Below are 21,279 nucleotides of genomic sequence, written 5' to 3'. Positions count from 1 at the left end.
GGCACCTGGTATCGACCACGCCCCGAACCACTGATCACTGCGCCTCATCCAGACTCAACGGCGAACCGGACAAAGGCTCACATCCCGCCCTCTCACAACCCAGCGACATCCCTCGCTCCGAGCACCGGGTGCCCTCGTCGCCGAGCGACAAGTGCTCTCACAACCCACCTGCAAAGCCAACCTCTGGTCCACACCAAGGCGTCCAAGCCGGCTCCGGGCGCGGGCGTGTCGGCGGGCGTGCATGATCCAGGCTATGGAGGGGGAGTGGGGAGCCTCGCTGCTGATGCTGATGGCGAAGTCCCGGCACCGTAAGCCGGAGAACGTCCGCCACTACATCAAGCCGTCTCCGGAGGCGATCGCCGAGATCACCGGCTTGCCGGCGCCAACTGACGCCCGCCGGTGACTTGATGCCTGCGGCGGAAACAGCGAGGGAAGGTGTCAACAACCAGCTATAGTCCTGGTGTGGCCGTCGTAGCGATCATTCGCCGATTTACCGGCCCCCTGGCCCCCGAAGGGCGCCGCAGGGGTCGGACTTCGCCGCGTCTCCAGAGCTGAGCCGGGCTGACCCCGTCGAGCGGTCAGGCCCAGGGGCTGGGGGGTTTGCGAATCCCCGTCACTGCTCTTGCCAGGAGGCCGACATGCCCGCTCATCTTTCCGCCGAACACCTCGCGCGTGACCTGTCCATCCGGGACCTCAGCGACCCCGCCGCCGGACCGCACGCCCTCCAGCTCGTCCTGGGCCACGCCGTCGACGCGCTGGCCGACCGCTGGGGCTGCCAGGTCCGCTGGTGGCGCGGCGAGCGCACCGTCACCGTGGAGGACAACTACGACAACCTCGGCTACCGACCCGACGACATCACCCGCGACACCCGCTACACCCGCTACGTCGATAACCAGCTCATGCTGCGCAGCCACTCCAGCGCGCTGATCCCGGCCGCGCTTCGCGCCCTGGCCGCGGACCCGGCCGACGACGTGCTCCTGGTCTGCCCCGGACTGGTCTACCGCCGCGACAGCATCGACCGGCTGCACACCGGTACGCCCCACCAGCTCGACCTGTGGCGCATCACCCGCCGCCCGGCGCCGATGACCACGGCCGACCTGGACGGGATGGTCACAACGCTCGTCGAAGCACTGCTCCCCGGGGCGAAGCACCGCCACGAGGACCGCGTCCACCCCTACACCCTGTCTGGCCGCCAGGTGGACGTGGACCGCGACGGCGAATGGATCGAGGTGGCGGAATGCGGCCTGGCGCACCCGCAGGTCCTTGAGCGGGCCGGCCTGGACGCCTCGTGGAGCGGCCTCGCCCTCGGCATGGGACTGGACCGGATGCTCATGCTGCTCAAGGGCATCCCGGACATCCGCATCCTCCGCTCGGCCGAACCGTCCGTGGCCGCCCAGATGACCGACCTGGCCCCCTACCGGCCCGTGTCCGCCATGCCGGCGATCCGCCGGGACCTGTCCGTCGCCGTCGACCGCGACGACCTGGCAGAAGACCTCGGAGACCGGGTCCGCGACGCCCTCGGCCCCGATGCCGACTGCGTGGAGACGGTCGAGATCCTCACCCAGACGCCATGCGCGGAACTCCCGCCGCAGGCCCTGGAGCGGCTCGGAGCTCGACCGGACCAGAAGAATGTCCTCCTCAAGGTGGTCCTGCGGCACCTGGACCGCACCCTCACCGACCACGACGCCAATCTGCTGCGCGACCGCATCTACGCTGCGGTCCACCAGGGCAGCGCTCACCAGTGGGCGACGACCAGCTGATGACAGCCGAGGCCGGCGCCGCCCTGGCGGGGAGGCGCCGGCCTCTCGGCGAGTTATTCGTCCTCGGGTGCCTCGGGGTCGCGTAGGGGGCGTAGGCCGCCCAGCAGGCCGGGGTGAGCAGGCCGAACACGATGTCGCTACACGAGGCGGTGTCGGTGACGATCATCTCCGGGCGGCGGCCGCCGTCGCGGTCGTAGAGCACGTCCAGGACGTACAGGGAGTCGCGCGGGGTGCTGGCCACCACCCGTCCGCCGAGCCCGGCGGCCTGGTCGTTTACTGGCGGAGATCACTTATTCCTGGCGTGCCGTGTTCCCGGCCTCGCCCGCGGTTCGAGCGCGTCGTCGAGGTTCGGGCCAGGGATAGCCGAGCTGATCGGCGAACTCCTTCGAACCCCCACAGACCTCAGCGACCTCGCGGGGATCTCCGGCCGTGAGACGCGCCTCAAGGGTTTCGACCTGGTCGGCCGGGTGCGACGACGCGGAGGGACAGCAGATGCAGTTCTGTAGTCACTGCCTGATGGTCTCGGAGTCAGCGGACGTTGTCAGTCGCATTTCTGCTCGGGGAGGGGCGGGCGCATCCCTCTTGGGGCCCTGCCCGGATTCGTCCGATGTCACGGGCGCGGGCGGCACGGTAGTCGGCCCAGGAGGTCTTGGCGAATCCGGCCCAGCGGACTGCGGTGTCGGGGTGCGGTCCGAGGATGCTCGCGAGCACCGGCGCTCTGAAACGGTCGAGCCTCTGTGGGCGGTCCCCGTCATTCCCCGGGCTGTCATCCCGTCGTTCCGGTGGGGTGTCCGGAGGCCGGCGTGCCTCAGGGCAGCCCGAACTACCGCCCTGAGCGGAGGCCACGCGAATTCACATGACAGCTGCGGCTGGCTCCGCGATCCTTGGCCGATGGCCGTAGAACCGGACATTCTCAGCCTGAGCATCCTCTGCCCACCACCCGGCGAGGGCTACCTGGAGGTCCGCCCGTTCGTCAGTGGCCGGGATCTCCTGGCCGATCTGACCCTCCGTAGCATGGAATCAGGCGGCCCCCGGTTCGTGGGATCAGGCCCCCGGTATCTCCTGGGCCGGGGCGGGCCGTTGCATGCCACTGCGACGCCCCACGAGGTTCGGCTCGCTCGATCCGGGTGCGGCGAGGAGCGGTGCTGCAGTGCGCTGTACGTGACGGTCACGCGGGACGGGGAGCATGTCGTCTGGGCGGGCTGGCGCGACCCGGCCAAGCGGGGCTTCGACCTGCCGGAGTTTCGGTTCGCCGCGGATCAGTACGAGGCCGAGGTCCGGCGAACCGAAGAGGACCGCAGCTGGGAGTGGCCGGCAGCAGTGGTTGCGACGCTGCTTGAGGCGGGGCTGAGGGGACGCGAGGACTGGCTCGCCAGGTGGGAGTGCGAGTTGGAAGCCGTCTGGGCCTCCCGCGGGGAACCAGATCGGATCGACGTCGTCCTGAGGCATCCCCCTGACCGGGACGAGACAGGTCTGCCCTGGGCCCAGTTCCTGATGACCCTCCCGATCTCCGCAGACGACCCGTCGGACCAGGCCGAGCACCTTGAAGCGCAGCTGACCGCGGGCGATCCCCGTGCCACCGCCGAGCTCTGCGGAGGTTACAACCCCGAGCAAGTGGGCTACCCGTGGCCGTAGCCGGCCGACCCCGGAGACGGGGCAGGCCGTCCGGCGGAGAACAACGGCTACCGCCCTCCCACTCCTCGCGTGGCGTCAGTGATTCCAGGGCCGCCGCTCCCCCGGGTACACCTCGGAGGCGCAGTCGTCGGCGAGCACGGCGATCGTCGCGCGGCCTTCGACCCCCACCTCAGTCGGCCAGGACGCCCCAGCGCGTGGGCCGGCCCGTGACGGCCGCGATCATGTCGTGGTCGCCGTACGGGTGAGCCCTCCCCGCGCGGGCACGAGCGGAAGTCCTGCATGGCCCGCGCCGAGTCCGGGGTGGACATCCCGGTCCGGGGGAGCAGGACGCCGGCGAGCTGGTTGTCCGGGTCGGCGTCCGTGGTGGCGCCGGCTCTGCCGTCCCAACCGCTGGGCGGTTCAGGAGGGTGCCGACACTTCCCGGAACGTGGCGGCTTCCTGGGGGGCCGCACGCCGGTGGTCGGGGCGCCAGGTGGCGACCAGCGCGGCTGCCAGCAGTAGTTCGGCGATGTCGCCGCCGTAGTACATGATCTCGGCGCCTGCCTGGACCTGGTCGATGGGGGCGTGGATGTCGACCCAGAAACCGCCGTACATCAGCTGGGAGATCACCGCGTGCGCCGCGATCGCGACGCCGAGGCAGACCAGCCGGGCGCGCACGCCCGGCCGGGAGGGGGCGGGGTCGGGGCCGGCGATGACGTGGGCAAACAGGCATCCGGCCAGCAGGAAATGCGCGTGCAGCAGCCAGTGTGCTGCCGGGTTGCTCGTGGTCGCGTTGTAGAGAGGGGTGAAGTAGAGGACCGCGAGGCCGCCCGTGGACAGCACCAGCGCGACCACCGGACGGGCGGTCACGCGGGCGGGCGGGCTGTGCAGCACGGTGGTCAGCCGCCGTCCCCGGGCCGTGGGCAGGGTGCGCAGGAGGAGGGTGACGGGGGCCGCTAGGACCAGCGCGAGCGGCGCGTACATTCCGATGAGCATGTGTTGGGTCATGTGCCCGCGGAAGTCTTGGTGTGCGAAGGGGGCCACGGGCGGCAGCAGCGCGGCGCCGAGCAGGGCGGTACCGGTCAGGAACCATGCGGTCCGCCATCGGCTCCAGCCCAGGACCGGGTTGCGGCGGCGTGCCCGGCGAGCGAGCAGCAGGTAGGCGCCGGCGGCGGCCAGCAGGGCGAGGACGGGCAGCAGCCATTCCAGGAGGCTGCTGCCCACGTCGTGCCCGTGTGCGGGCATGTCGTGGTCCATCAGGCCCGTCGGTCCTCGCGCGCGGTGGGGGCGTTGGGGTCGAAGGGCTGGCCGCTGCGCTGGAGCACGTAGCCGCCGGCGACCAGCAGGGCGCCCAGGACGAGGAAGCCGATGTCCCACCAGACCTGGCCGTCTCCGGCGTAGACGTGGTGGATGCCGAGGATGTGGTGGTCCAGGATGCCTTCGACCAGGTTGAACAGGCCCCAGCCGACGAGCATCCAGCCCCACAGCACCCGGGAGGTCCACACCCGCAGCCGGTTCTGGGTGACCCGTGAGTACAGAATGGCGAGGCCGAGGAGGATCGCCAGCCAGCACACGATGTGGAAGATGCCGTCCCACAGGGTGTTCATCTCCAGGCCGGAGACGGTGTGGGGGTCGTAGTACTTGACGCCGATGTGGTCCTCGTTGGTGCTGGAGAGCATGTGGTGCCACTGCAGCAGTTGGTGGAGCAGGATGCCGTCGAGGAAGCCGCCCATCCCCACACCGAGCACGATGCCCGGCAGCCGGATACTCGCTGGTTGTGAGAGACCGGCCCGGGCCTCGCCCATCGTGGTGGCCATCGTTCGTCTCCGCTCCTGGTTCTGGGGTGCCGGAAAAGTTCCTTCAGGGGGAGGTTCCCTTCCCGTTCGCCCCCGTGCCGTGTGCGTTTCCGCCATCCGGCCCAGCTGTGCCCTGTGGAATCACCCCGCGTCGTCGGCGTCCGGGGCACGCAGGGGCCGCATGCCGCCGGGCAGGTCGGGGAGCTGGGAGGAGTACCGGCCGAGCATGTTGATGCGGTGACGGACGAACGGGGAGAGCCGGGCAGTGGTACCCCGCGTCGAGTAGCCGGTGGGGTCACGAGCGGTCGTTACGGCGGTGGAGGCCGTGGAGAGACTGAGGGAGGCCGCACGCATGCTGCGCCGGGTCGTTCGCGGTGGAGCGCCCGAGTATGACCAACTGGCGACCCAACTGCAGAAGGCGTTCGCCGAGCTGGCCACCGCGATAAAGTCCGGCTGCTCGGCCCCTGGCTGGGACCTGGTCGGCTGGAGCCGGGCCCGTGGCCTGTTCTACGTCCGCAAGGACGCCCTGGAGAGCGCCGGAACTTGAGTGAAAGTACTCATGCCTCGGCCTGTGGCTGCATGGATACTGCCTTGGACGTCGGAGACCGTCCTGGGGGCGTTGTGTGGGAGAAGTACAAGGCGTTCCTGCTGGTGACGTGCGGTATTCCGCTCGGTGCGAGCGCCTTGAGCGGTGGCGGGTTCGTGTATCTCCTGCTCCAGGGCCCTGGGCCGTGGATGGTTGTGGGCATGTTGGTCACGGGAGTGCTGGCAGTCGCGGGCCTTGTCGCCGGGCTGATCGCACTGCTTTTCGTCCAGGGCATGGACAAGTGGCAGTTCTGAGACGGGACTGGCCGTCGCGCCGCCCGTGACCCCCGCCGCTCTATGCGAGCTCCTGGTCCGCTCGTGCGGGAGAGAAGGCGGGATAGCGCGGCAGCGGAGCCACATCCCACTCCCGGGCGACCTCGCGCAGGAGTCGCTGCACCGTCTGCGCGAATGCCGGGAACCCCTCAACCGTGCTCGCCACCTGCCAACGGTGCCTGAGGACCTGGCGTCTGGTCGCCACGGGTCGACGTGTCCTGTGCATCGGTCCGTCCTCCACTGTGCGCGGAAGCAGGCGCACGGTCGCGTTCACCGTCCAGACCACGACGGCTCGTCGCATCCCGTCCTGCCACACCGAATCGTCGGCCAGCGCCGGGTACGCCGAGACGACTTCCGCGCGGAAGGCCTCCTCGGCCTTCTGCGCGATCCCCGCCGGCAATGTGAAGACACACCAGCAGGTGGAGAACGGCATCCTGCAGTACGCAGCCGTCAGGAACACCGACTGGTAGCACGCGGCCTCGAAGTCGAGCAGCCGCAGTCCGCGCGGCGTCAGCAGGTTGTTGTCAGGGCAGGTGTCGCCCGGGGTGAACCCCGGGTACTCCTCCCCGCCCGCGGTACCGATGCGAGCGAGTTCCTCACACAGCCCGGCCGGAACCGTCACACCGGCCGCGTCGAGCACCGTGGGCAAGTCGGCCGCGTCCCGTGCGATCCACGGCTCGTCATCCCAGGCGGTCATCCCCGGGCCGTACCGGGCCCACAACTGCCTGAACTCGACGCGCCGGTGTGCCGACTTCGTAGCCAGCCGCCCAAGCCCGCGCGCCCAGGCCACCAAGCCTTCCCCAGCGGCCTTCGAGTCGTTCCCCAGGAGCACATCCGCCAAAGTCGGCGAATCACCGAGGTCCGCCATGACCAGCAGCGGGACCTTCGGATCCACCCGCAACACCTCGGGACCGGCAAGCCCGAACGAGAGCCCAGCCGCCTCTGCAGCAAAGCAGCGCCGGGCCTCCGGCTCGTCCGCGTAAGCCTTGACGATCACGCTCTCCCCGGAGCCGGTCCGGCAGCGCAGTACCGTGCTGCGCCGGCTTCCGCCCAAATCGACGGGCTCGGTCAGGTCCGTCTCCAGCAGCTCTGCAGCGGCGCGCAATATCCAATCCACCCCGGCATCCTGCCACCGTGACCCGATCGGTCGCGCACCGGCGAGCGGCCCGTCCTTGAAAGGCGCTGCGCGAACCCGCCGACCCGTCTCGGCTGGAATGCCCGGACTGCTACCACAACCGCCGCTTCAACGGGGGCCCGCCGATCATCCGGCCCCCGCCCACCAACCGCGACCGCCGCCGCGCCGCCGCCGGCAAACTCGACGATCCGTACCGGCACATCCGCCTGCACCACGCCGAGAAGCACCCCAACCGGTGAACCAAGGCCGTGAATGATCTCAGTTGTGGGGGTAGGCCGAGCAGTTGGCCTCCTTCTCAACGTCGGCCTGCGGCCGGGGCTCCGTCGTACCGCAACACGATCTTCAGCAGACCGACCCTACGCCCCGGCCTGCTGGTAGAGCGTCACCAGGAGGCCGTGCACCGGCTCGCCCTCCGAATCCTCCTCCGTCTCGTCGACCAGTGCGGCCAGCGCCTCGGCGAGCCGCGCCGCCTTGGCCGGGCTGAGCCGGAGGTGGCGCAGTGTCAGGAGGTGGTCGTCGGGTGAGCGGTCCAACTCCTGGGCGATGGCGCCGAGCAGCGCGGCCGTGCCCTCGGCCTGCGGCTCGGCGACGAGGAGTCGCTCGGCGGTCCGCCGGTAGTACTTCTCGGTGCCGCCGCGCACCCGTCGCGTTCCCGCGTCCTGGACCAGCCCCGCCTCGCACAGCACCCGGAGGTGGTGGGAGACGCTGCCCTTGTTCACTCCCAGCCGCGCGGCGAGCCGGCTGATCGTCGACGGCCGGCCGCTCAGGGCGAAGAGCAGGCGCTGGCGCAGGGGGTGGGCGAGCGCGGTGTGCTGCAGAGGCGCGCTGATCCGCTGGACGTCCTCGTCTGGTTGATGGCTCACCAGATCAAGCGTTAAGTACGTTTGACGCTTCGACAAGCCGCCGGTCTACTCCCTCCCATGACCTCCACCACATCGCCACCTGCGTTGGACGCCGTCGCCGTCGTCGAGTCGATCGCCGACCTGGTCTGCGAGAACTACGTCTTCCCCGATGCCGCCCGGCAACTGGCGGCCCTGATACGGCGCCGGAGTGCCGAGGGCTCCTACCGGACCGAATCCGCCGAGGAGTTGGCCGAAGCGGTCACCGCGGACCTGCGGTCCGTCAACGGCGACCTGCACCTGGCCCTCAAGTACCACGCCGTGCCGGTGCCGCCGGACCAGGGCGCTGCGGTACTCGCCACGATGCGGCGGGACTTCGACGCCTCCCTGGGCGGAGTTCCGCGCGTCGAACTCCTCGACGGCGGCGTCGCGGTCCTGGAGATCGGACCCAAGATGTTCCCGCTGGACTGGGCGGCGCAGCCGCTGGCCGCGGCGCTCTCACTGGTGGCCCCCCTGCGCCGGTGCCCGCCGGTTGCCCTGGTGGCCACCGGCGCCGGGCCCATCGCGCTGGCGAGGCGCCAGGCGGCCGTCGCCGATCTGTCGGCCGACTGCTGGGGCGGCCGATGATGCACGGTGGTTCGCGACGGGGACGACGACGGCCGGCGCGAGGACGACGACTGGGTGCCGGCCGTTGTGGCCATCCTGGAACCGAGCCCGGGAAAACCGTTGGACCCGCTGACGGGGGCGCGTCGTAGGGTTCGGGGCGCGGAGACGCGGTCGGCGGAGAGGGAACGGTGGATGGCGGGACTGTACGAGATCTTGGACAGCCCCGTTCAGCGGGCTGCAACCGCGCGACTTCCGCAGGCGGATCGCCATGGTGCGCTGAGAAGGTGCTGAGCTTGCTCGTCGAGGGCGTCGCTGGTCACTGCCGCTGGAAGACCGGGTGCTGCTGGTCACCGCGTTCTGGCGGACCAACCTGACACTGCGCCGGCTCGCCCCGCTGCAGGAAGCCGTGAGTTCCCGCAGGAGCTCGGTGCCCTTGTCCCGCAGGTTGTCGGGGCGGGTGAGGAGAAGGCGGGTGAGACGACGCGGGGTGATGACCGGCCTGTCGCCCTCGGCCCGGTCCTGTGTGATGTAGCGGTGGCGGAGGTTGAGGCTGCCGGTGTCCGAGCTCGCGCGCCGCTCTGTCCCCGTGCGTGGGTGAACGAGGTCTCCACCCTGAAGGCCGTTTGAGTGACTGGAGCGTCACCTTCTGCAGGCGGACGCGCAACGTGTGGTGCGATGCCCACGTGAAGTCCGGGGGTCGGGCTCGGAAAGCGGCGCCCGCCCCGGATCCGTGGACGATTGAAGGGAAGCCCATGGTGCTCCGCGCGCTGGCCGCCACTGGTGTCGCCACATCATTGTTCGGCTCGTCGGCCTTCGGCGGCAGCCCGCCCCCGCCCCCGCCCCCGCCGCCGGACCGGATCGTCATCGACAGCGTGGCGGTCAACGGTTCCGGCTGCCCGGTGGGGACGGCCTCCGTGGCCGTGTCCCCCGACAACACCGCCTTCACCGTCACCTACAGTAACTACCTCGCCCAAGTGGGGGGCGGGGCGTCGCCGACCGACTTCCGGAAGAACTGTCAGCTCGACCTTCTCGTGCACGTCCCCGGTGGCTTCACCTACGCGATCGTGTCCGCCGACTACCGCGGCTTCGCGTCACTGGCGCCGGGTGCGTCCGGGACGCAGCGGGCCAGCTACCACTTCCAGGGCAACCCCCTCGCCATCAACTCGACCCATCACTTCAAGGGCGGGTTCACCGGCGACTGGCAGACGACCGACACCGTGCCCGTCGCCGCCCTGGTCTTCGCCCCCTGCGGGGAGGAGCGCAACCTCGACATCAACACCGAACTGCAGGTCGAGCGCGGCACCTCGAGCCCGAGCGCCACCAGCTTCATGGAGATGGATTCGACGGACGGCACGATCAAAACCGTGTACCACCTGGCCTGGAAGCAGTGTCAGTGATCTCCTGGCACCGCGATCGGCGGGTGCGTCCTGGCCAACCCCTCTCGTAATCGACGGTGGCGCTGTGTCGGGGCGGCCCGCGCTCGGGCCGCCCCTTCGCCGTGCCCGCCCCGGCGTGGCCTACAGAGGAGCGACCGGGGTGAGGTGCCGGGGCCTTCGCTCGGCCGGCGTGCTGCCCGCAACGCCATCGACGCCGAGGTTAGTTGTATGACTATAATGATTGTATGTTATTAACTAAGTGGTCTTCCGTCCTCTCCCCTGCCGCCCGCGGCACCGTTACGGCCTCACCGGACCGCCGCGGGCGTACGAGGGTGCTGGCCATCTGCTGCCTGAGCCTGTTCATGGTCGGCGTGGACAACACGATCGTGAACGCCGCGCTCCCGGCCATCCAGCGCGACCTGCACGCCACCGTCACCGGGCTGCAGTGGGTGGTGGCCGCCTACACCGTGGTCCTGGCAAGCCTGTTGCTGCTCGCCGGATCCAGCGGCGACCGCTTCGGGCGACGCCGCACGTTCCAGACCGGCCTGCTGCTGTTCACCCTCGGCTCGCTGCTGTGCTCGCTCGCGCCGGGCCTGGACTGGCTGGTCGCCGCCCGCGCGCTGCAGGCGGTGGGCGGTGCGATGCTCAACCCGGTCGCCATGTCGATCATCACCAACACCTTCACCGAGCCCCGCGAGCGGGCCCGCGCGATAGGCGTGTGGGGCGCCGTGGCGGGCGTCAGCATGGCGCTCGGGCCACTGCTCGGCGGGGGCCTGGTCGACTCGGTCGGCTGGCGCGCGATCTTCTGGGCCAACATCCCGGTGGGCCTGGCCGCCCTCGTGCTGTGCGCACTGTTCGTCCCCGAGTCCCGTGCCGAACACCCCCGCCCGCTGGACCCGGTCGGGCAGCTGCTGATCGTCCTCTTGCTCGGCAGCCTCGCCTACGGTCTCATCGAGGCACCCACCGCGGGCTGGGCCTCCGCGCAGACCCTGGGCTGCTGCGCGGTCGCCGCGCTGGCGCTGGCCTGCCTGGTGCCGTACGAACTGCGCCGCGCCGCGCCGCTGATCGACCCGCGGCTGTTCGCCCGCGCCCCCTTCGTCGGCGCCGTGGCCATCGCGATCTGCGGCTTCGCCGCACTCGGGGGTTTCCTTCTACTCAACACCCTCTACCTGCAGGACGTCCGCGGCTGCTCACCGCTGCGCGCCGGCGTGCTGACCCTGCCGATGGCGGGCATGACCATGCTGGTCTCGCCGATGGCCGGCCGTCTGGTCGCCGCCCGGGGAACACGCCTGCCGCTGGTCCTCTCCGGGAGCGCCATGGCCGCCGGCATGCTGATGCTGACCGGCCTGAGCGTGCACACCTCCACCTGGCAACTCGTCGGCTCCTACGCGCTGTTCGGCCTCGGCTTCGGCATGCTGAACGCGCCGGTCACCAACACCGCCGTCTCCGGCCTGCCGCCCGCCCAGGCCGGGGTCGCCGCCGCCGTCGCCACCACCAGCCGCCAGACCGGCCAGGCGCTCGGGGTTGCGGTGATCGGCTCCCTGGCCACCTCGGCCGTGCACGGCCCGCTGGGCACCGGCTTCGCGTCGGCCAGCCACGTCGGCTGGTGGATCGCGACGGCCTGCGGCGCAGCGGTACTGACGCTCGGTATCCTCACCACCGGCCGTCGGACCGGGTAGGCCGGAGCCATGGCACCGCGGTCGGACGCGGACTCGGACCGACCAGCAGAGCGGAGCGCGACAGCGGATGAACGACAGCAGGAACGACGGCGGCGGGCCGGGCACACACACCACGGGCGGCGGTGCCGAGCCCCGCCCGGACGATGGCGCAGGCACCGGCGCGGTGGTCCCACCGGAGGCGGCTCGGGTCTGGGCCGCCATGTCCTTCCTGGTGCTGAAGCAGGAGAACCGGCGTGCCGAGGTGGAGGAGGCGCTGGGCCTCAGCTTCTTCCGCGTCAAGGCGCTACGCCGGCTGCTGGCGGGCCCGTTGACCATGCGGGAGCTGACCGACCGGCTCTCCACCGACAAGCCGTACACCACGCTGGTCGTGGACGAGCTGGAGCGGCGCGGCTATGTGGAGCGCAGTGTCCACCCGGTGGACCGCCGATCCAAGATCGTCAGTCTTACCGCCGCCGGCGCCGCCGTCGCCGAGCGGGCCGAGTCGATCCTGACCCGTCCCCCGCGCAGCCTTCTCGCGCTCGCCCCCGAGGAACTGACCGTCCTGGAGCACATCATGACCAAGCTCCAGCAGCCGCAGGGGTAGGGCCTGGCGACCTCCCGGGCGACGGAGGTGGAGTTCGCGTCGCCGGTGGTATGTGTCGAGTCGTCACGGGAGGCGTGACTCGACGACGTGGCAACCGGGCACCTGCTACGCCTGCCACGCCAAGCGCAAGGCCGAGGCCGCCCATCGCACGGGCCGGGAACGCCTCCAAGTCGCCCGCGCCGTCCATGCGAAGCGCCCGCCGTGCTGGACCTGTAAGGGCCCGCTGGGCGGCCCCGAGGGCTCCGAGCGGGAACTGTGCACCGAGGTCCCGCCGGAGGCCGTCGAGTGCCCTGTGCCTTCGTCGGTTCGGTCGGCTGCACCGTCTGGTGGTGCCTGGGGTTCGTCAGGCGGCCAGGGCGGCGAGGAGTTTGTCGGTGAGACGTTCGAGGTAGTCGGGTGCGGTCGGGGTGTGGGCGACGGCGAGGCGCCAGTAGAGGGGGCCGGCGAGGAGGTCGTGTGCGAGGTCGAGGTCGAGGTCGGCCGGCAGTTCGCCGCGTTCGATGGCCCGCTGCAGGATGTGGGTGGCTCTGGCCCGGCGAGGATCGCGGACGGCGGCGAGAAGGGCCTGTTCCAGTTCGGGGTTGCGGCCACTCTCGGCGAGGAGGTCGGGGATGATCTTCGAGGGGAGCGGGTGGCGCAGGGCCTCGGCCGCCTCGGTGAGGAAGGCGAGTAGGTCGGCGCGCACGGTTCCGCTGTCGAGGGGTTCGGGCGTGTTCGCGACCACGTTCGAGATCAGGGCGAGGGTCATGTCCATTTTGGAGGACCAACGTCGGTAGATGGCGGCCTTGCCTGCTCCGGCGCGCTTGGCGACTGCTTCCAGGGACAGTTTCGCGTAGCCGGCTGATGCCAGTTCCTCGAAGAAGGCGACCGAGATCGCCGCTGTCACTGAGTCCTGGAGCACCGGCCCGCCGAGGGGTCGACGCGCGGGAGAGCTTGGGGCGGGTGAGCTGGCCATGGTCCGAATCTAGCACGAGACGGAACGGTTGCGTCTCGGTTGACCGGAGCGTAGTGCGGACCGGGTGTCCGGGGAGGCCCGGCGTGCCCTGGGGGAGGGCCACCCGGTCAGCGCCCGTGACGGGTTCCTGCGGGCGTCGAACTACTACCGGTCGGCGGAGTTCTTCCTGCACGGCAACCCGTGCGACCCCGGCCACGATCACGCGTACGACCGCGGCGTGGAGTGCTTCCACGCCGCGGCGGCCCTGTTCACCCCGCTGCCGGTCTCCGTGCGCCAGGTCGGCTCAGCCTGCCACCGGCCCGCTAGGGGAGATCCCCGCCCGCATGCCTCCCGGCTGGCCACGGGGGCTAGGCGAGTCGGCAGGGCACCTCGAGATCCTCCGAGAGGTAGTAGACGGCGCACACGCGGTGGTAACCGTCGGCGATGATGAGCGGCCGGCCGCGCACCAGCAGGACCGGGGAGAGCTTCTTGCCCTGCTGGACCTTGGCGATGTTCTCGGCGACGTGCACGTTCTCCTTGGGCAGCAGCGGTAGCTCGGACGCCCGCAGAATGTCCTTGGCCTTCTTCACCACGGTGTTGGTGTCGTTGAGCTTCGCCACGACCTGCTGGGCGGCCTCGGGCTCCAACAGCAGCTCCAGGTAGTCCAAGGCGGCGGGAAAGTCATGGCTCTCGGGGTCCTTCTTCCAGACCGGTGACGGCATCTCGTCTCCCTGTGTTTCGGGGTGCTCCTTGCCTGTTATCCCCGGTGAGCGGCGTTTATCACGGTACGAGGGTGCCTGCCCGGAGAAGCAGAGCCGGCGGCCATCCGAACAGTTCGAGGTGCTCGCCAAGACCGTGCCGTTCCGGCGCGGGGACGAACCGGGTGGGAGCTGGGAGACGGAGAGGGACCGGGTGTTCGCCCACTACGGCTGACCCACGACGAACCGGCCGGCGGGGAGGGGTCCGGGATCCCCAACACGCCCAGGAGCACGCCGACCAGGCCGACGCCGAACGCCGCCACAACGCCCGGTCGTCCTCGGCTGCTGCCGGAGACGAGCGGGACGAACGGGGTCTGATCGAGTTTTTCCGGTTCTTGCACCGAATTCGGGAAGACCCCGCCGTGCCCTCGGCCCCGCCGTGCCCTCGGCCCCGCCGTGCCCTCGGCCCCGCCGTGCCCTCGGCCCCGGCGCGGCCCACGTCCTCGGCTGGGGAGGCCAGTGACGAGCCGTGGGCGGGGATCGAGCCGCTGCTGCCCGGGGTGAGCGCCGGACACGTCATCCCGGGCACCGTCCCATCACTGACCCGGCATCCGCTCCAGGAGCAGCAGGGCCGGCACGGCGGCCAGGGCGAGAGCGCCGAGGAACACCCAGGGCCAGGACGGCCCTTGGCCGAGCAGCAGGGTGAACAGGCCGGGGGCGAGGGTCTGGCCGACCGTCCAGGAAAGCTGGTAGACGGCCAGGTAGCGGCCGCGTAGCCGCGGGTGGGCGAGTCGGACGCTGAGCTCCTCGCGGTACGGGGTGGCGACGGTCTCCGCCGTGTTGTAGATCAGTACGGCCAGGAACACGCCGGCCAGTACGGCCCAACCGGGGGCGGCGGAGAGTGCCGCGAAGAGGGCGAAGGCGAGGGCGTTGAGCAGCGAGCCGGCGGCGATCACCCGGGTGGGGCGGAAGCGCTTCAGCCGGCGAGTGACGGCGCTCTGGGTGAGCACCACCTGGGCGCTGTTGAGCACCAGCAGGGTGCCGGCCAGCCAGGCCTGCTGGTGCAGGCCCTCGGTGAGGTAGACGGCCAGCAGCAGGCCGAGCACCAGGGCGGCGAAGACGAAGCACAGGTTGATCCCGACCAGCAGCAGGTAGCGGCGGTCGCGCAGCACGGTGCGGTAACTACCCTCCGCCTCCGTGTGGTTGACGGGCGCGGCGGTCGGCCGCCAGGCGAGCAGCAGTGCGCCTGCGAGGGCGTAGCTGGCGGCGTTCAGCACCACGCCGGCTCGCAGTCCGCCGGTGCCGCCGACGGCGAGCAGCAGAGCGCCGAGCGCGCCGCCGAGCGCCAGCCCGCCGTTGCGCAGCGAGCCGATCAGCGCGAACCAGCGCGGTCGCTCGTCCGGCTCGGCGGCGAGCACCACCAAGCCGGTGGAGGAGGTCCAGTACGCGGCCGTGCCGATCTGGGCCAGCCACACCACGGCGACGATCTGCCAGACCTGCCGGGCGCCGAGGAACGCCGCGTACGCGAGGGCGGAGAGCAGGTTGGCGCCGGCGGCGACCAGGCGGGCGCCGAACCGGTCGATCAGCGGCCCGGTGAGGATCGCGGTGGGCAGGGCGAGCAGCCGGGCCGCACTGATAGCCGCGCCGATGGCGGCCAGGGTGAGCGGGGTGGTGCGGACGAACCAGATGACGGTGAAGGCGAGCAGCAGGCCGGTGCCGAGGCTGTCGATCGCGTGCGCGCCGAGGAGCTTGCGCTGCCCTCCGGCCCGCGCGGGCGCGGCGGGGAGCGGTTCGGCGGTGGCGGTGGTGGTGGTCATGGGCCGATCCTCGGGGCGGTCGGCTAGGGTGCCCACAGATTTCGTCCTGATCGAATCCTCGGGGGGTGGTTCCATGCTGATCTGGGAGTTCTCGGCGCAGGACCTCGCGCTGACCCGCTTCAGTCACTCGCCGCTGGCCGAGCTGAGCAACAGCGTGCAGGTGCTCAAGGAGCCCGGCGAGCACGCGGTGCACCTGCGGTGGGTGCGCGAGGTGCGGCCCCGGATCGACTGGGCCGCGTACGGGCTGCTCTCCGCCCTGGTCCGGGTGCCGAACGTGTACGTGCCGGAGTTCCTCACGCCGGTGGCGACGGCCTGGGAGCCCACCCTGGACGAAGAGCTGGCGCAGCTGGTCGCCACCTCGGCGGAGCAGGTGCGGGTGGACGTGGACCGGATCACCGCCCCGCTGGCGCCGGAGGTCGCCGCGCTGCGGGCCGATCCGGCGGCGGGGCTGAACCGGTTGGCGGCGGAGGTTCGGGCGTACTGGGAGGCGGCACTCGCGCCGTACTGGACGCGGATCCGGCGGCTGGTGGAGGGGGAGATCCTGCGCCGGGCCCAGCAGATGTCGACCGGCGGACCAGCGGCCCTGTTCGCCGACCTGCACCCGCGGGTGAGCTGGGCGGACGGCTCCCTGCGGATCGCGCACCGCTGGTTCACCGGCGAGCGGACCCTGGACGGCGGGCGAGGCCTGGTCCTGGTGCCCTCGGTGTTCGCCTGGCCGGGCGTCTACTCGCAGACCAACCCGCCCTACCAACCGGGCCTGGTCTACCCGCCGCGCGGAGTGGCCACGCTCTGGGAACGCCCCTCCTCCGCCCCGGACGGCCTGGTCGGCGTCCTCGGCCGCACCCGTGCCCAGCTGCTCACCGAACTCGGCGCCCCCGCCTCCACCACCGAGCTGGCCACCCGCCTCGGCCTGTCGGCCCCCAACCTCTCCCACCATCTATCCGCCCTCACAGCGGCCGGCCTGGTCGCCCGCCACCGCACCGGCCGCCTCGTCCTCTATCTGCGCACCGGTCTCGCCGAGACCTGGATCGGGCAGTCCTAGGACCGCACGTCCGGAGTCGACCGGGGCGGACACCCCCGGCCGACCGACCGAGCGGCCGCCCCGGGCGCTGCTCCCCGCCGCCACCGCCGCCTACGATGGCGCGCTTGGCGGGCAGCCGGACCCGCCGTATGCGAAGTTCTGACAGCCTCGCCGTTGCCGTAGCGCTCCTAGTGAGCGTGGGTCCCTTGTCCCACCGGCGTCGGAAGAACGCACAGACGCGGTCCCGCGGGAAGTCCGCGGGCATTGCCCGCCAGGTGATGCCACCCGCGACCAGGTAGCGCACCGCGTCAACCATGTGCCTTCGTCCGCCGGCTCTTGGCGTTGGAGACTGCGAGCATCTGACGCCCGGCGGGATGGTCGTTCGGACCTGGTACCGCTGAGCGCCTTCACCTCCAAACCCCGTCCTGCGTCAGCGAGTTGATCGTAGAATCGACGTGGTCGTACACGGGGGGAAACGTGAAGCTCGACTCGCTGCGGCGTCATGCCGCCATTTCGACGGTCGCCGGGGTGGCACTCACCGTCCTGGTTTCCTGCAGCACTTCCACGCACACCGGCCCGGCCTCGTCCGCCACCATCCCACCGAGCGCGTTCAACCCGCCGGTCTCCGGCGATTGTCGGGGCCCTGTGCAGCGAGTCCGTGGGTCCAGCTGCGACGCAGAACCCCGCTGGAGTCCGGATGGTGAATATCCGACCGACAGGGCTTCAGCGTTCTCGTGTGGGGCTCGGTTCGTGGCGGTCCGTCAGCTTGGTGGGGGCCCGGAACGTGGCAGGCACGGACTTCCAAGATCATGGAGTTCTCGACGCCCCGTGATCCGACGGGAAGAGCGTGCCTGCCGCCGCATCATCGCCGATCCCGCCTGCTCTTGATCAACCCCACCGGCTCCGACGCCACCGGGGACGGATAGCCTCCGGCGGAACGGGTGGCTGACAGGAGTGGACGTGGACATCGAGGAGATGCTGGACCGGCTCGGCGTGGTGATCGGGCCGCCGCCCCGAGGCGGAGTGGTCCCGGTCCCGTGGGCGCTCGGGCCCCAGGCGCTCGGTTTCCAACTGCCCGCGGACTACCGGGCGTTCGCCGACCGGTACGGGATGGTCAGCATCAGCGACGAACTGCACGTCTACACACCATCGGCGGCGCCCAGTCCCAAGACCGGGCAGCCGCCCGGCTTCGAGGGGTTCGTTCACTTCACGACGGAACCCTACGGATACGGTGCCATGCTGGCCCAGGCCTACCGGGACGGGGACTACGACGAGTGCCCGTATCCGCTGTTCCCGGCCGAGGGCGGCCTGCTGAAGTGGGGCAACAACTACAACTCCGACCAGTTTTTCTGGCTGATGCGGGGCCCGGACCCGGACCCGGACCCGGACCGGTGGCCGGTCGCCGCCAAGTTCGACTCGATGCGGGAGTGGGACCTGTTCGAGGACGGCTTCCTGGAGTTCCTGCTGGCGGCGGTGACGGAACAGCATCCGTACCACGGGGACGTCGTTCCCGGCGGGATGAAGCAGGTCGGTGATGGCCGTGCCTATCGCCCTCGGGGTGACTGGTCGAAGAACCTTCGGGAGTGAGCCCACGAACATGGTCAACGGCCGGGTCGGGGTGCTGCTGGGGGTCTTCGGACGGCTGGAGAATGCGGCGGGGTGACTCCCGGCTCCGCTCATGAATGTGGTCGTCGACGTGGAGTCCACCGCCCCGAGGGCCGGACGGTAGGTCACCTGCCGCGCTCGCCGGTGCGGTACGGACAGGGGCAGATCGTAGCCCTGCCGGGGGCGGCTTCGGCCGCCCGGGAAGGCAGAACAGCGGTGGAAAGGGGCGGGTCCGCGCTCGGGCCGCCCCTTCGCCGTTCCCGCTCCGGCGCCTACAGCTCCGTCCACCCGTACGGCCGCCCGCCCCGGCCGCCGAGCGGGTGCCAGATCGGCGCGGCCGGTCCGCGCTTCTGGGCCACGTCGCCCACCCGGAGAGCGTCGATTACGCGTTCCTCGCGGCGGTGGACGCCGATCCGGTGGCCGCGTACGAGGAGTTCAGCCGGCAGTCCCTGCTACTGGACGCCCGGATCGGGGAAGCGGCGGCCGACGCACGGGACGAGGCCCGCTGGCCCGGCCTCACCAATTCCGAGCGCGAGCTGCGCCGGGCCGAGGAGACGCTCATGCGCCCGGAGCTCCCGGTGCCGCGTCGCCCCGGAGATCCTGGCTGCCGCGGACCAGGCCGCGAATGCGCCCGCAGCCGGGTCCACCACCACGACCCGGACCGAATCCGAGGGCGGGCTCGCCCATAAGGAAGGCGGGCATTGGAAGCGCAATTAGCGATATACGGAACGGCGGAATGCATGAAATGCCATACGGTCAGCCGTCATGGATTCAGTCGTAGGGGCATGGATTCACCAGGTAAGTCAAGACTTACCTTTAGGGGGCTTTGATCATATGGTGTGAGCCGAGCCGAAGGAGCCCCCTGTTGTCGAAAATGAGTGATCCCGCTGTGCGTGCGGTTGACTCGGAGCAGGATTATGTGTCCTCCTTGTACGAGTTGCTCACCGAGCGGCTTTCCGAGGCGCGAATGCACCGAGCGAGTGTGCTGAAGGCCCCGGCGGACAGCGCCGGTGAGGCATACGAGAGAGAAATCGCCGCCGAGCGTCTGGCCAAGGAAATCGGCCGGCTGGAGGGCGCCGAAAAGGGGCTGGTCTTCGGGCGCATCGACTGGACGGACGGCACGGCCCTGCGCATCGGGCGGATCGGACTGCAGACGGAGGAGGATGACCTGCCTCTGCTCGTGGACTGGCGCGCGAATGCGGCGCGGCCCTTCTACGAGGCGACACCGGTCCACCCGATGGACCTGCGGCGGCGCCGGCACCTGCGCCTCGAGGAGCGCACGGTCGTCTCGGTGAGCGACGAACTGCTGGACGGGACCGCCCCGACCGACGAGGACGTCGTGGGGGACGGCCCGTTGACCGAGGCTCTGTCGGCACGGCGTACGGGCAGGATGCACGCGGCCGTCGCGACGCTGCAGGCCGAGCAGGACGAGATCGTCCGCTCCGCCCACCGCGGGGTGACCGTGGTGCAGGGCGGGCCCGGCACCGGCAAGACGGTGGTCGCCCTGCACCGGGCGGCCTATGTCCTGTACGCGTTCCCGCGCGCCGCGGAGGAGGGTGTCCTGGTGGTGGGCCCGAACGCCCGGTTCCTCGACTACATCTCCCAGGTCCTTCCCTCGCTCGGAGAGAACGACGTCGTTCTGGCGACCTGCCGGGACCTGGCCGGCGTGTCCACGGACACGGTGGACCCGTTCGATACGGCACGTCTCAAGGGCAGCTCCGACCTCGCCGACGCCTTGGCCGGCCTGCTGCGCGTCCACCAAGCCCCCGCCGGTGACCTCACCGTGCGGGTCGGACAGGAACTGGTTCACCTCTCCGGCGAGGAAGTCGCCACGGCACGCGACGCCGCCGTGGCAGCCACACCGGGGCACAACCCCGCGCGCCAGGTGTTCAAAGAGCTCTTGGTCGACGCGGTCACCGACGCGATGCAACGAGACATGGGCGACCTCCTGGAGCAGATCGACGCCGATGCCGAAAGGATGACGGGCATCAACCTCGACCGGTTCACGGGAGCCGCCCAGCGCCGTGCCGAAGGCGCGGCCGACTCGGGTCCGGTCCACGAGCTGGACCTGGACGCCATCCGAGCCGATCTCCTCGACGACGCCGGCGTCGACCGGGCGGTCGAGGTGTTGTGGCCGCGGCTGGTACCCGGTGACCTCGTGAAGGCGCTCCTGACGAACGCCGGCGTTCTCGCCGAGCGCCTGCCCCGCCTGACCGCGCAGGAGCGGTCCCTTCTGCTGCGCGGTCCGGACGACCCCTGGACCGATGCCGATGTGCCGTTGCTGGACGAGGCGGCGAGCCTGGTCGACGGCCCCCCCCGAGCGGACGTACGGGCACGTCGTCGTCGACGAGGCGCAGGAACTGACCGCCATGCAGTGGCGGATGATCGTCCGCCGCTGCCCGGCAAGGGCGATGACGCTGGTGGGTGACTTCGCCCAGGCGGGCCCGGTCGCGACAGCACGCGACTGGAAGGAAGCACTGAGCCCCCACGTCGGACCGCGGTTCAAACTGCACAACCTGACCGTCAGCTACCGCACCACGCAGGAGATCCTGGAGAGCGTCCGGGACCTGCTCACGCGGATCGCTCCGGACCAGAAGCCCACACGGTCACTGCGAAGTGGTGAGAGCCCTCGCACCGTGACCACACCTCCGGGCGGGTTCGTCACCGCCGTCGCTCGGGAACTCCGCGCCCAGAGCACCGCTCACCCGGGCGAGCTCCTGGGAGTGATCTGCGCGGACACCAGGGTGAGCGAGCTGACGGCCCAGGGCATCGCTCACCACGCACGCATCGTGCCGGCGTCCGAAGCACGCGGCCTGGAATTCGACGGGGTCGTCGTCATGAACCCCGAGGAGATCATCACGGCCCGCCCCGGTGGGGAGAGGGACTTGTACGTAGCCCTGACCCGGGCCACCAAGCGCCTCTGCACAATCGCCGTCCAGCCCGACTGACGACTCGGCG

General features: G+C 70.7%; 20 protein-coding genes and 4 pseudogenes. 13 read left to right on the top strand and 11 right to left on the bottom strand.

Annotated elements, in window-relative coordinates:
- Positions 1–253 precede the first annotated feature (253 nt).
- Positions 254–403 (top strand): hypothetical protein, encoded by a 150-nt coding sequence (locus ACH4E7_RS34060; RefSeq protein WP_396253012.1) that lies wholly within the window; start codon positions 254–256, stop codon positions 401–403.
- Positions 404–638: 235 nt separating this feature from the next.
- A complete protein-coding gene (locus ACH4E7_RS34055) occupies positions 639–1,760 on the top strand; it encodes a hypothetical protein (RefSeq protein WP_396253011.1) in 1,122 nt (373 codons plus the stop codon).
- A 112-nt stretch (positions 1,761–1,872) separates the two neighbouring features.
- Here ACH4E7_RS34055 and ACH4E7_RS34050 read toward each other — a convergent pair.
- Positions 1,873–2,037: pseudogene (locus ACH4E7_RS34050) on the bottom strand (Tn3 family transposase); the annotation flags it as partial.
- A 614-nt stretch (positions 2,038–2,651) separates the two neighbouring features.
- Between ACH4E7_RS34050 and ACH4E7_RS34045 the strand changes: the two are divergent.
- A complete protein-coding gene (locus ACH4E7_RS34045) occupies positions 2,652–3,395 on the top strand; it encodes a hypothetical protein (protein WP_396253010.1) in 744 nt (247 codons plus the stop codon).
- Positions 3,396–3,794: 399 nt separating this feature from the next.
- Here the strand turns inward: ACH4E7_RS34045 and ACH4E7_RS34040 are convergent, their stop codons facing one another.
- The 3 genes from ACH4E7_RS34040 to ACH4E7_RS34030 form a co-directional block, all read right to left on the bottom strand.
- Positions 3,795–4,631, bottom strand: a complete 837-nt coding sequence (locus tag ACH4E7_RS34040) for a cytochrome c oxidase assembly protein (protein WP_396253009.1) — start codon at positions 4,629–4,631, stop codon at positions 3,795–3,797.
- Positions 4,631–5,191, bottom strand: a complete 561-nt coding sequence (locus ACH4E7_RS34035) for a DUF2243 domain-containing protein (RefSeq protein ID WP_396253008.1) — start codon at positions 5,189–5,191, stop codon at positions 4,631–4,633. Before ACH4E7_RS34035 ends, ACH4E7_RS34040 begins: the two co-directional genes overlap by 1 nt.
- 120 nt (positions 5,192–5,311) lie before the next feature.
- Positions 5,312–5,524 carry a hypothetical protein gene (locus tag ACH4E7_RS34030; RefSeq protein ID WP_396253017.1) on the bottom strand — a complete coding sequence of 71 codons (213 nt, stop codon included), beginning with the start codon at positions 5,522–5,524 and terminating at the stop codon, positions 5,312–5,314.
- Here ACH4E7_RS34030 and ACH4E7_RS34025 point away from each other — a divergent pair.
- Positions 5,523–5,717 (top strand): hypothetical protein, encoded by a 195-nt coding sequence (locus ACH4E7_RS34025; protein WP_396253007.1) that lies wholly within the window; start codon positions 5,523–5,525, stop codon positions 5,715–5,717. The genes ACH4E7_RS34030 and ACH4E7_RS34025 overlap by 2 nt on opposite strands.
- A gap of 333 nt (positions 5,718–6,050) precedes the next feature.
- On the opposite strand, the gene ACH4E7_RS34020 is transcribed toward ACH4E7_RS34025, so the two are convergent.
- Together ACH4E7_RS34020 and ACH4E7_RS34015 are read right to left on the bottom strand one after the other, a co-directional pair.
- Complete coding sequence (locus ACH4E7_RS34020; RefSeq protein WP_396253006.1) at positions 6,051–7,145, bottom strand: hypothetical protein; 1,095 nt, start codon at positions 7,143–7,145, stop codon at positions 6,051–6,053.
- Positions 7,146–7,519: 374 nt separating this feature from the next.
- Entirely contained in the window at positions 7,520–8,026 is a 507-nt protein-coding gene (locus ACH4E7_RS34015; protein WP_396253005.1) for an ArsR/SmtB family transcription factor, read from the bottom strand.
- Positions 8,027–8,083: 57 nt separating this feature from the next.
- On the opposite strand from ACH4E7_RS34015, the gene ACH4E7_RS34010 reads away from it, so the two are divergent.
- Positions 8,084–8,629: a hypothetical protein gene (locus ACH4E7_RS34010; RefSeq protein WP_396253004.1), complete on the top strand. Its 546-nt coding sequence runs from the start codon at positions 8,084–8,086 to the stop codon at positions 8,627–8,629.
- A gap of 214 nt (positions 8,630–8,843) precedes the next feature.
- A pseudogene (locus ACH4E7_RS34005) lies at positions 8,844–9,005 on the top strand (IS5/IS1182 family transposase); the annotation flags it as partial.
- Here ACH4E7_RS34005 and ACH4E7_RS34000 read toward each other — a convergent pair.
- Positions 9,005–9,172: pseudogene (locus ACH4E7_RS34000) on the bottom strand (ISL3 family transposase); the annotation flags it as partial. The pseudogenes ACH4E7_RS34005 and ACH4E7_RS34000 overlap by 1 nt on opposite strands.
- 191 nt (positions 9,173–9,363) lie before the next feature.
- On the opposite strand from ACH4E7_RS34000, the gene ACH4E7_RS33995 reads away from it, so the two are divergent.
- The 3 genes from ACH4E7_RS33995 (at position 9,364) to ACH4E7_RS33985 (ending at position 12,246) form a co-directional block, all read left to right on the top strand.
- Positions 9,364–10,005, top strand: a complete 642-nt coding sequence (locus tag ACH4E7_RS33995; RefSeq protein ID WP_396253016.1) for a DUF4360 domain-containing protein — start codon at positions 9,364–9,366, stop codon at positions 10,003–10,005.
- A 224-nt stretch (positions 10,006–10,229) separates the two neighbouring features.
- A complete protein-coding gene (locus ACH4E7_RS33990; protein ID WP_396253003.1) occupies positions 10,230–11,663 on the top strand; it encodes an MFS transporter in 1,434 nt (477 codons plus the stop codon).
- 67 nt (positions 11,664–11,730) lie between these two features.
- Positions 11,731–12,246: a MarR family winged helix-turn-helix transcriptional regulator gene (locus ACH4E7_RS33985; protein ID WP_396253002.1), complete on the top strand. Its 516-nt coding sequence runs from the start codon at positions 11,731–11,733 to the stop codon at positions 12,244–12,246.
- Positions 12,247–12,589: 343 nt separating this feature from the next.
- Here the strand turns inward: ACH4E7_RS33985 and ACH4E7_RS33980 are convergent, their stop codons facing one another.
- From ACH4E7_RS33980 to ACH4E7_RS33970, 3 genes are all read right to left on the bottom strand, one after another.
- Positions 12,590–13,132: a TetR-like C-terminal domain-containing protein gene (locus ACH4E7_RS33980; RefSeq protein WP_396253001.1), complete on the bottom strand. Its 543-nt coding sequence runs from the start codon at positions 13,130–13,132 to the stop codon at positions 12,590–12,592.
- Positions 13,133–13,548: 416 nt separating this feature from the next.
- The gene (locus tag ACH4E7_RS33975) at positions 13,549–13,902 is read right to left on the bottom strand and encodes a hypothetical protein (protein WP_396253000.1); all 354 of its coding nucleotides are present in this window, start codon (positions 13,900–13,902) and stop codon (positions 13,549–13,551) included.
- 572 nt (positions 13,903–14,474) lie between these two features.
- Positions 14,475–15,695 carry an MFS transporter gene (locus tag ACH4E7_RS33970; protein WP_396252999.1) on the bottom strand — a complete coding sequence of 407 codons (1,221 nt, stop codon included), beginning with the start codon at positions 15,693–15,695 and terminating at the stop codon, positions 14,475–14,477.
- Between the two features lie 73 nt (positions 15,696–15,768).
- Between ACH4E7_RS33970 and ACH4E7_RS33965 the strand changes: the two genes are divergently transcribed.
- The gene (locus ACH4E7_RS33965) at positions 15,769–16,737 is read left to right on the top strand and encodes a DUF5937 family protein (protein WP_396252998.1); all 969 of its coding nucleotides are present in this window, start codon (positions 15,769–15,771) and stop codon (positions 16,735–16,737) included.
- On the opposite strand, the gene ACH4E7_RS33960 is transcribed toward ACH4E7_RS33965, so the two are convergent.
- Positions 16,643–17,092, bottom strand: coding sequence for a hypothetical protein (locus ACH4E7_RS33960; protein WP_396253015.1), 450 nt, complete (start codon positions 17,090–17,092; stop codon positions 16,643–16,645). The genes ACH4E7_RS33965 and ACH4E7_RS33960 overlap by 95 nt on opposite strands.
- 584 nt (positions 17,093–17,676) lie before the next feature.
- Between ACH4E7_RS33960 and ACH4E7_RS33955 the strand changes: the two genes are divergently transcribed.
- The 3 genes and pseudogenes from ACH4E7_RS33955 to ACH4E7_RS33945 all read left to right on the top strand — a co-directional run bounded on the left by ACH4E7_RS33955 (position 17,677) and on the right by ACH4E7_RS33945 (position 21,269).
- Complete coding sequence (locus ACH4E7_RS33955; protein ID WP_396252997.1) at positions 17,677–18,303, top strand: hypothetical protein; 627 nt, start codon at positions 17,677–17,679, stop codon at positions 18,301–18,303.
- 338 nt (positions 18,304–18,641) lie between these two features.
- Entirely contained in the window at positions 18,642–19,010 is a 369-nt protein-coding gene (locus ACH4E7_RS33950) for a hypothetical protein (protein ID WP_396252996.1), read from the top strand.
- 230 nt (positions 19,011–19,240) lie between these two features.
- Positions 19,241–21,269: pseudogene (locus ACH4E7_RS33945) on the top strand (HelD family protein).
- Positions 21,270–21,279: the final 10 nt, after the last annotated feature.

The sequence above is a fragment of the Kitasatospora sp. NPDC018058 genome (assembly GCF_044327205.1).
Taxonomy (GTDB): Bacteria; Actinomycetota; Actinomycetes; order Streptomycetales; family Streptomycetaceae; genus Kitasatospora.
The sequence above is the reverse complement of the archived record's forward strand: the minus strand, read 5'-3'. Positions and strand labels throughout refer to the sequence as shown.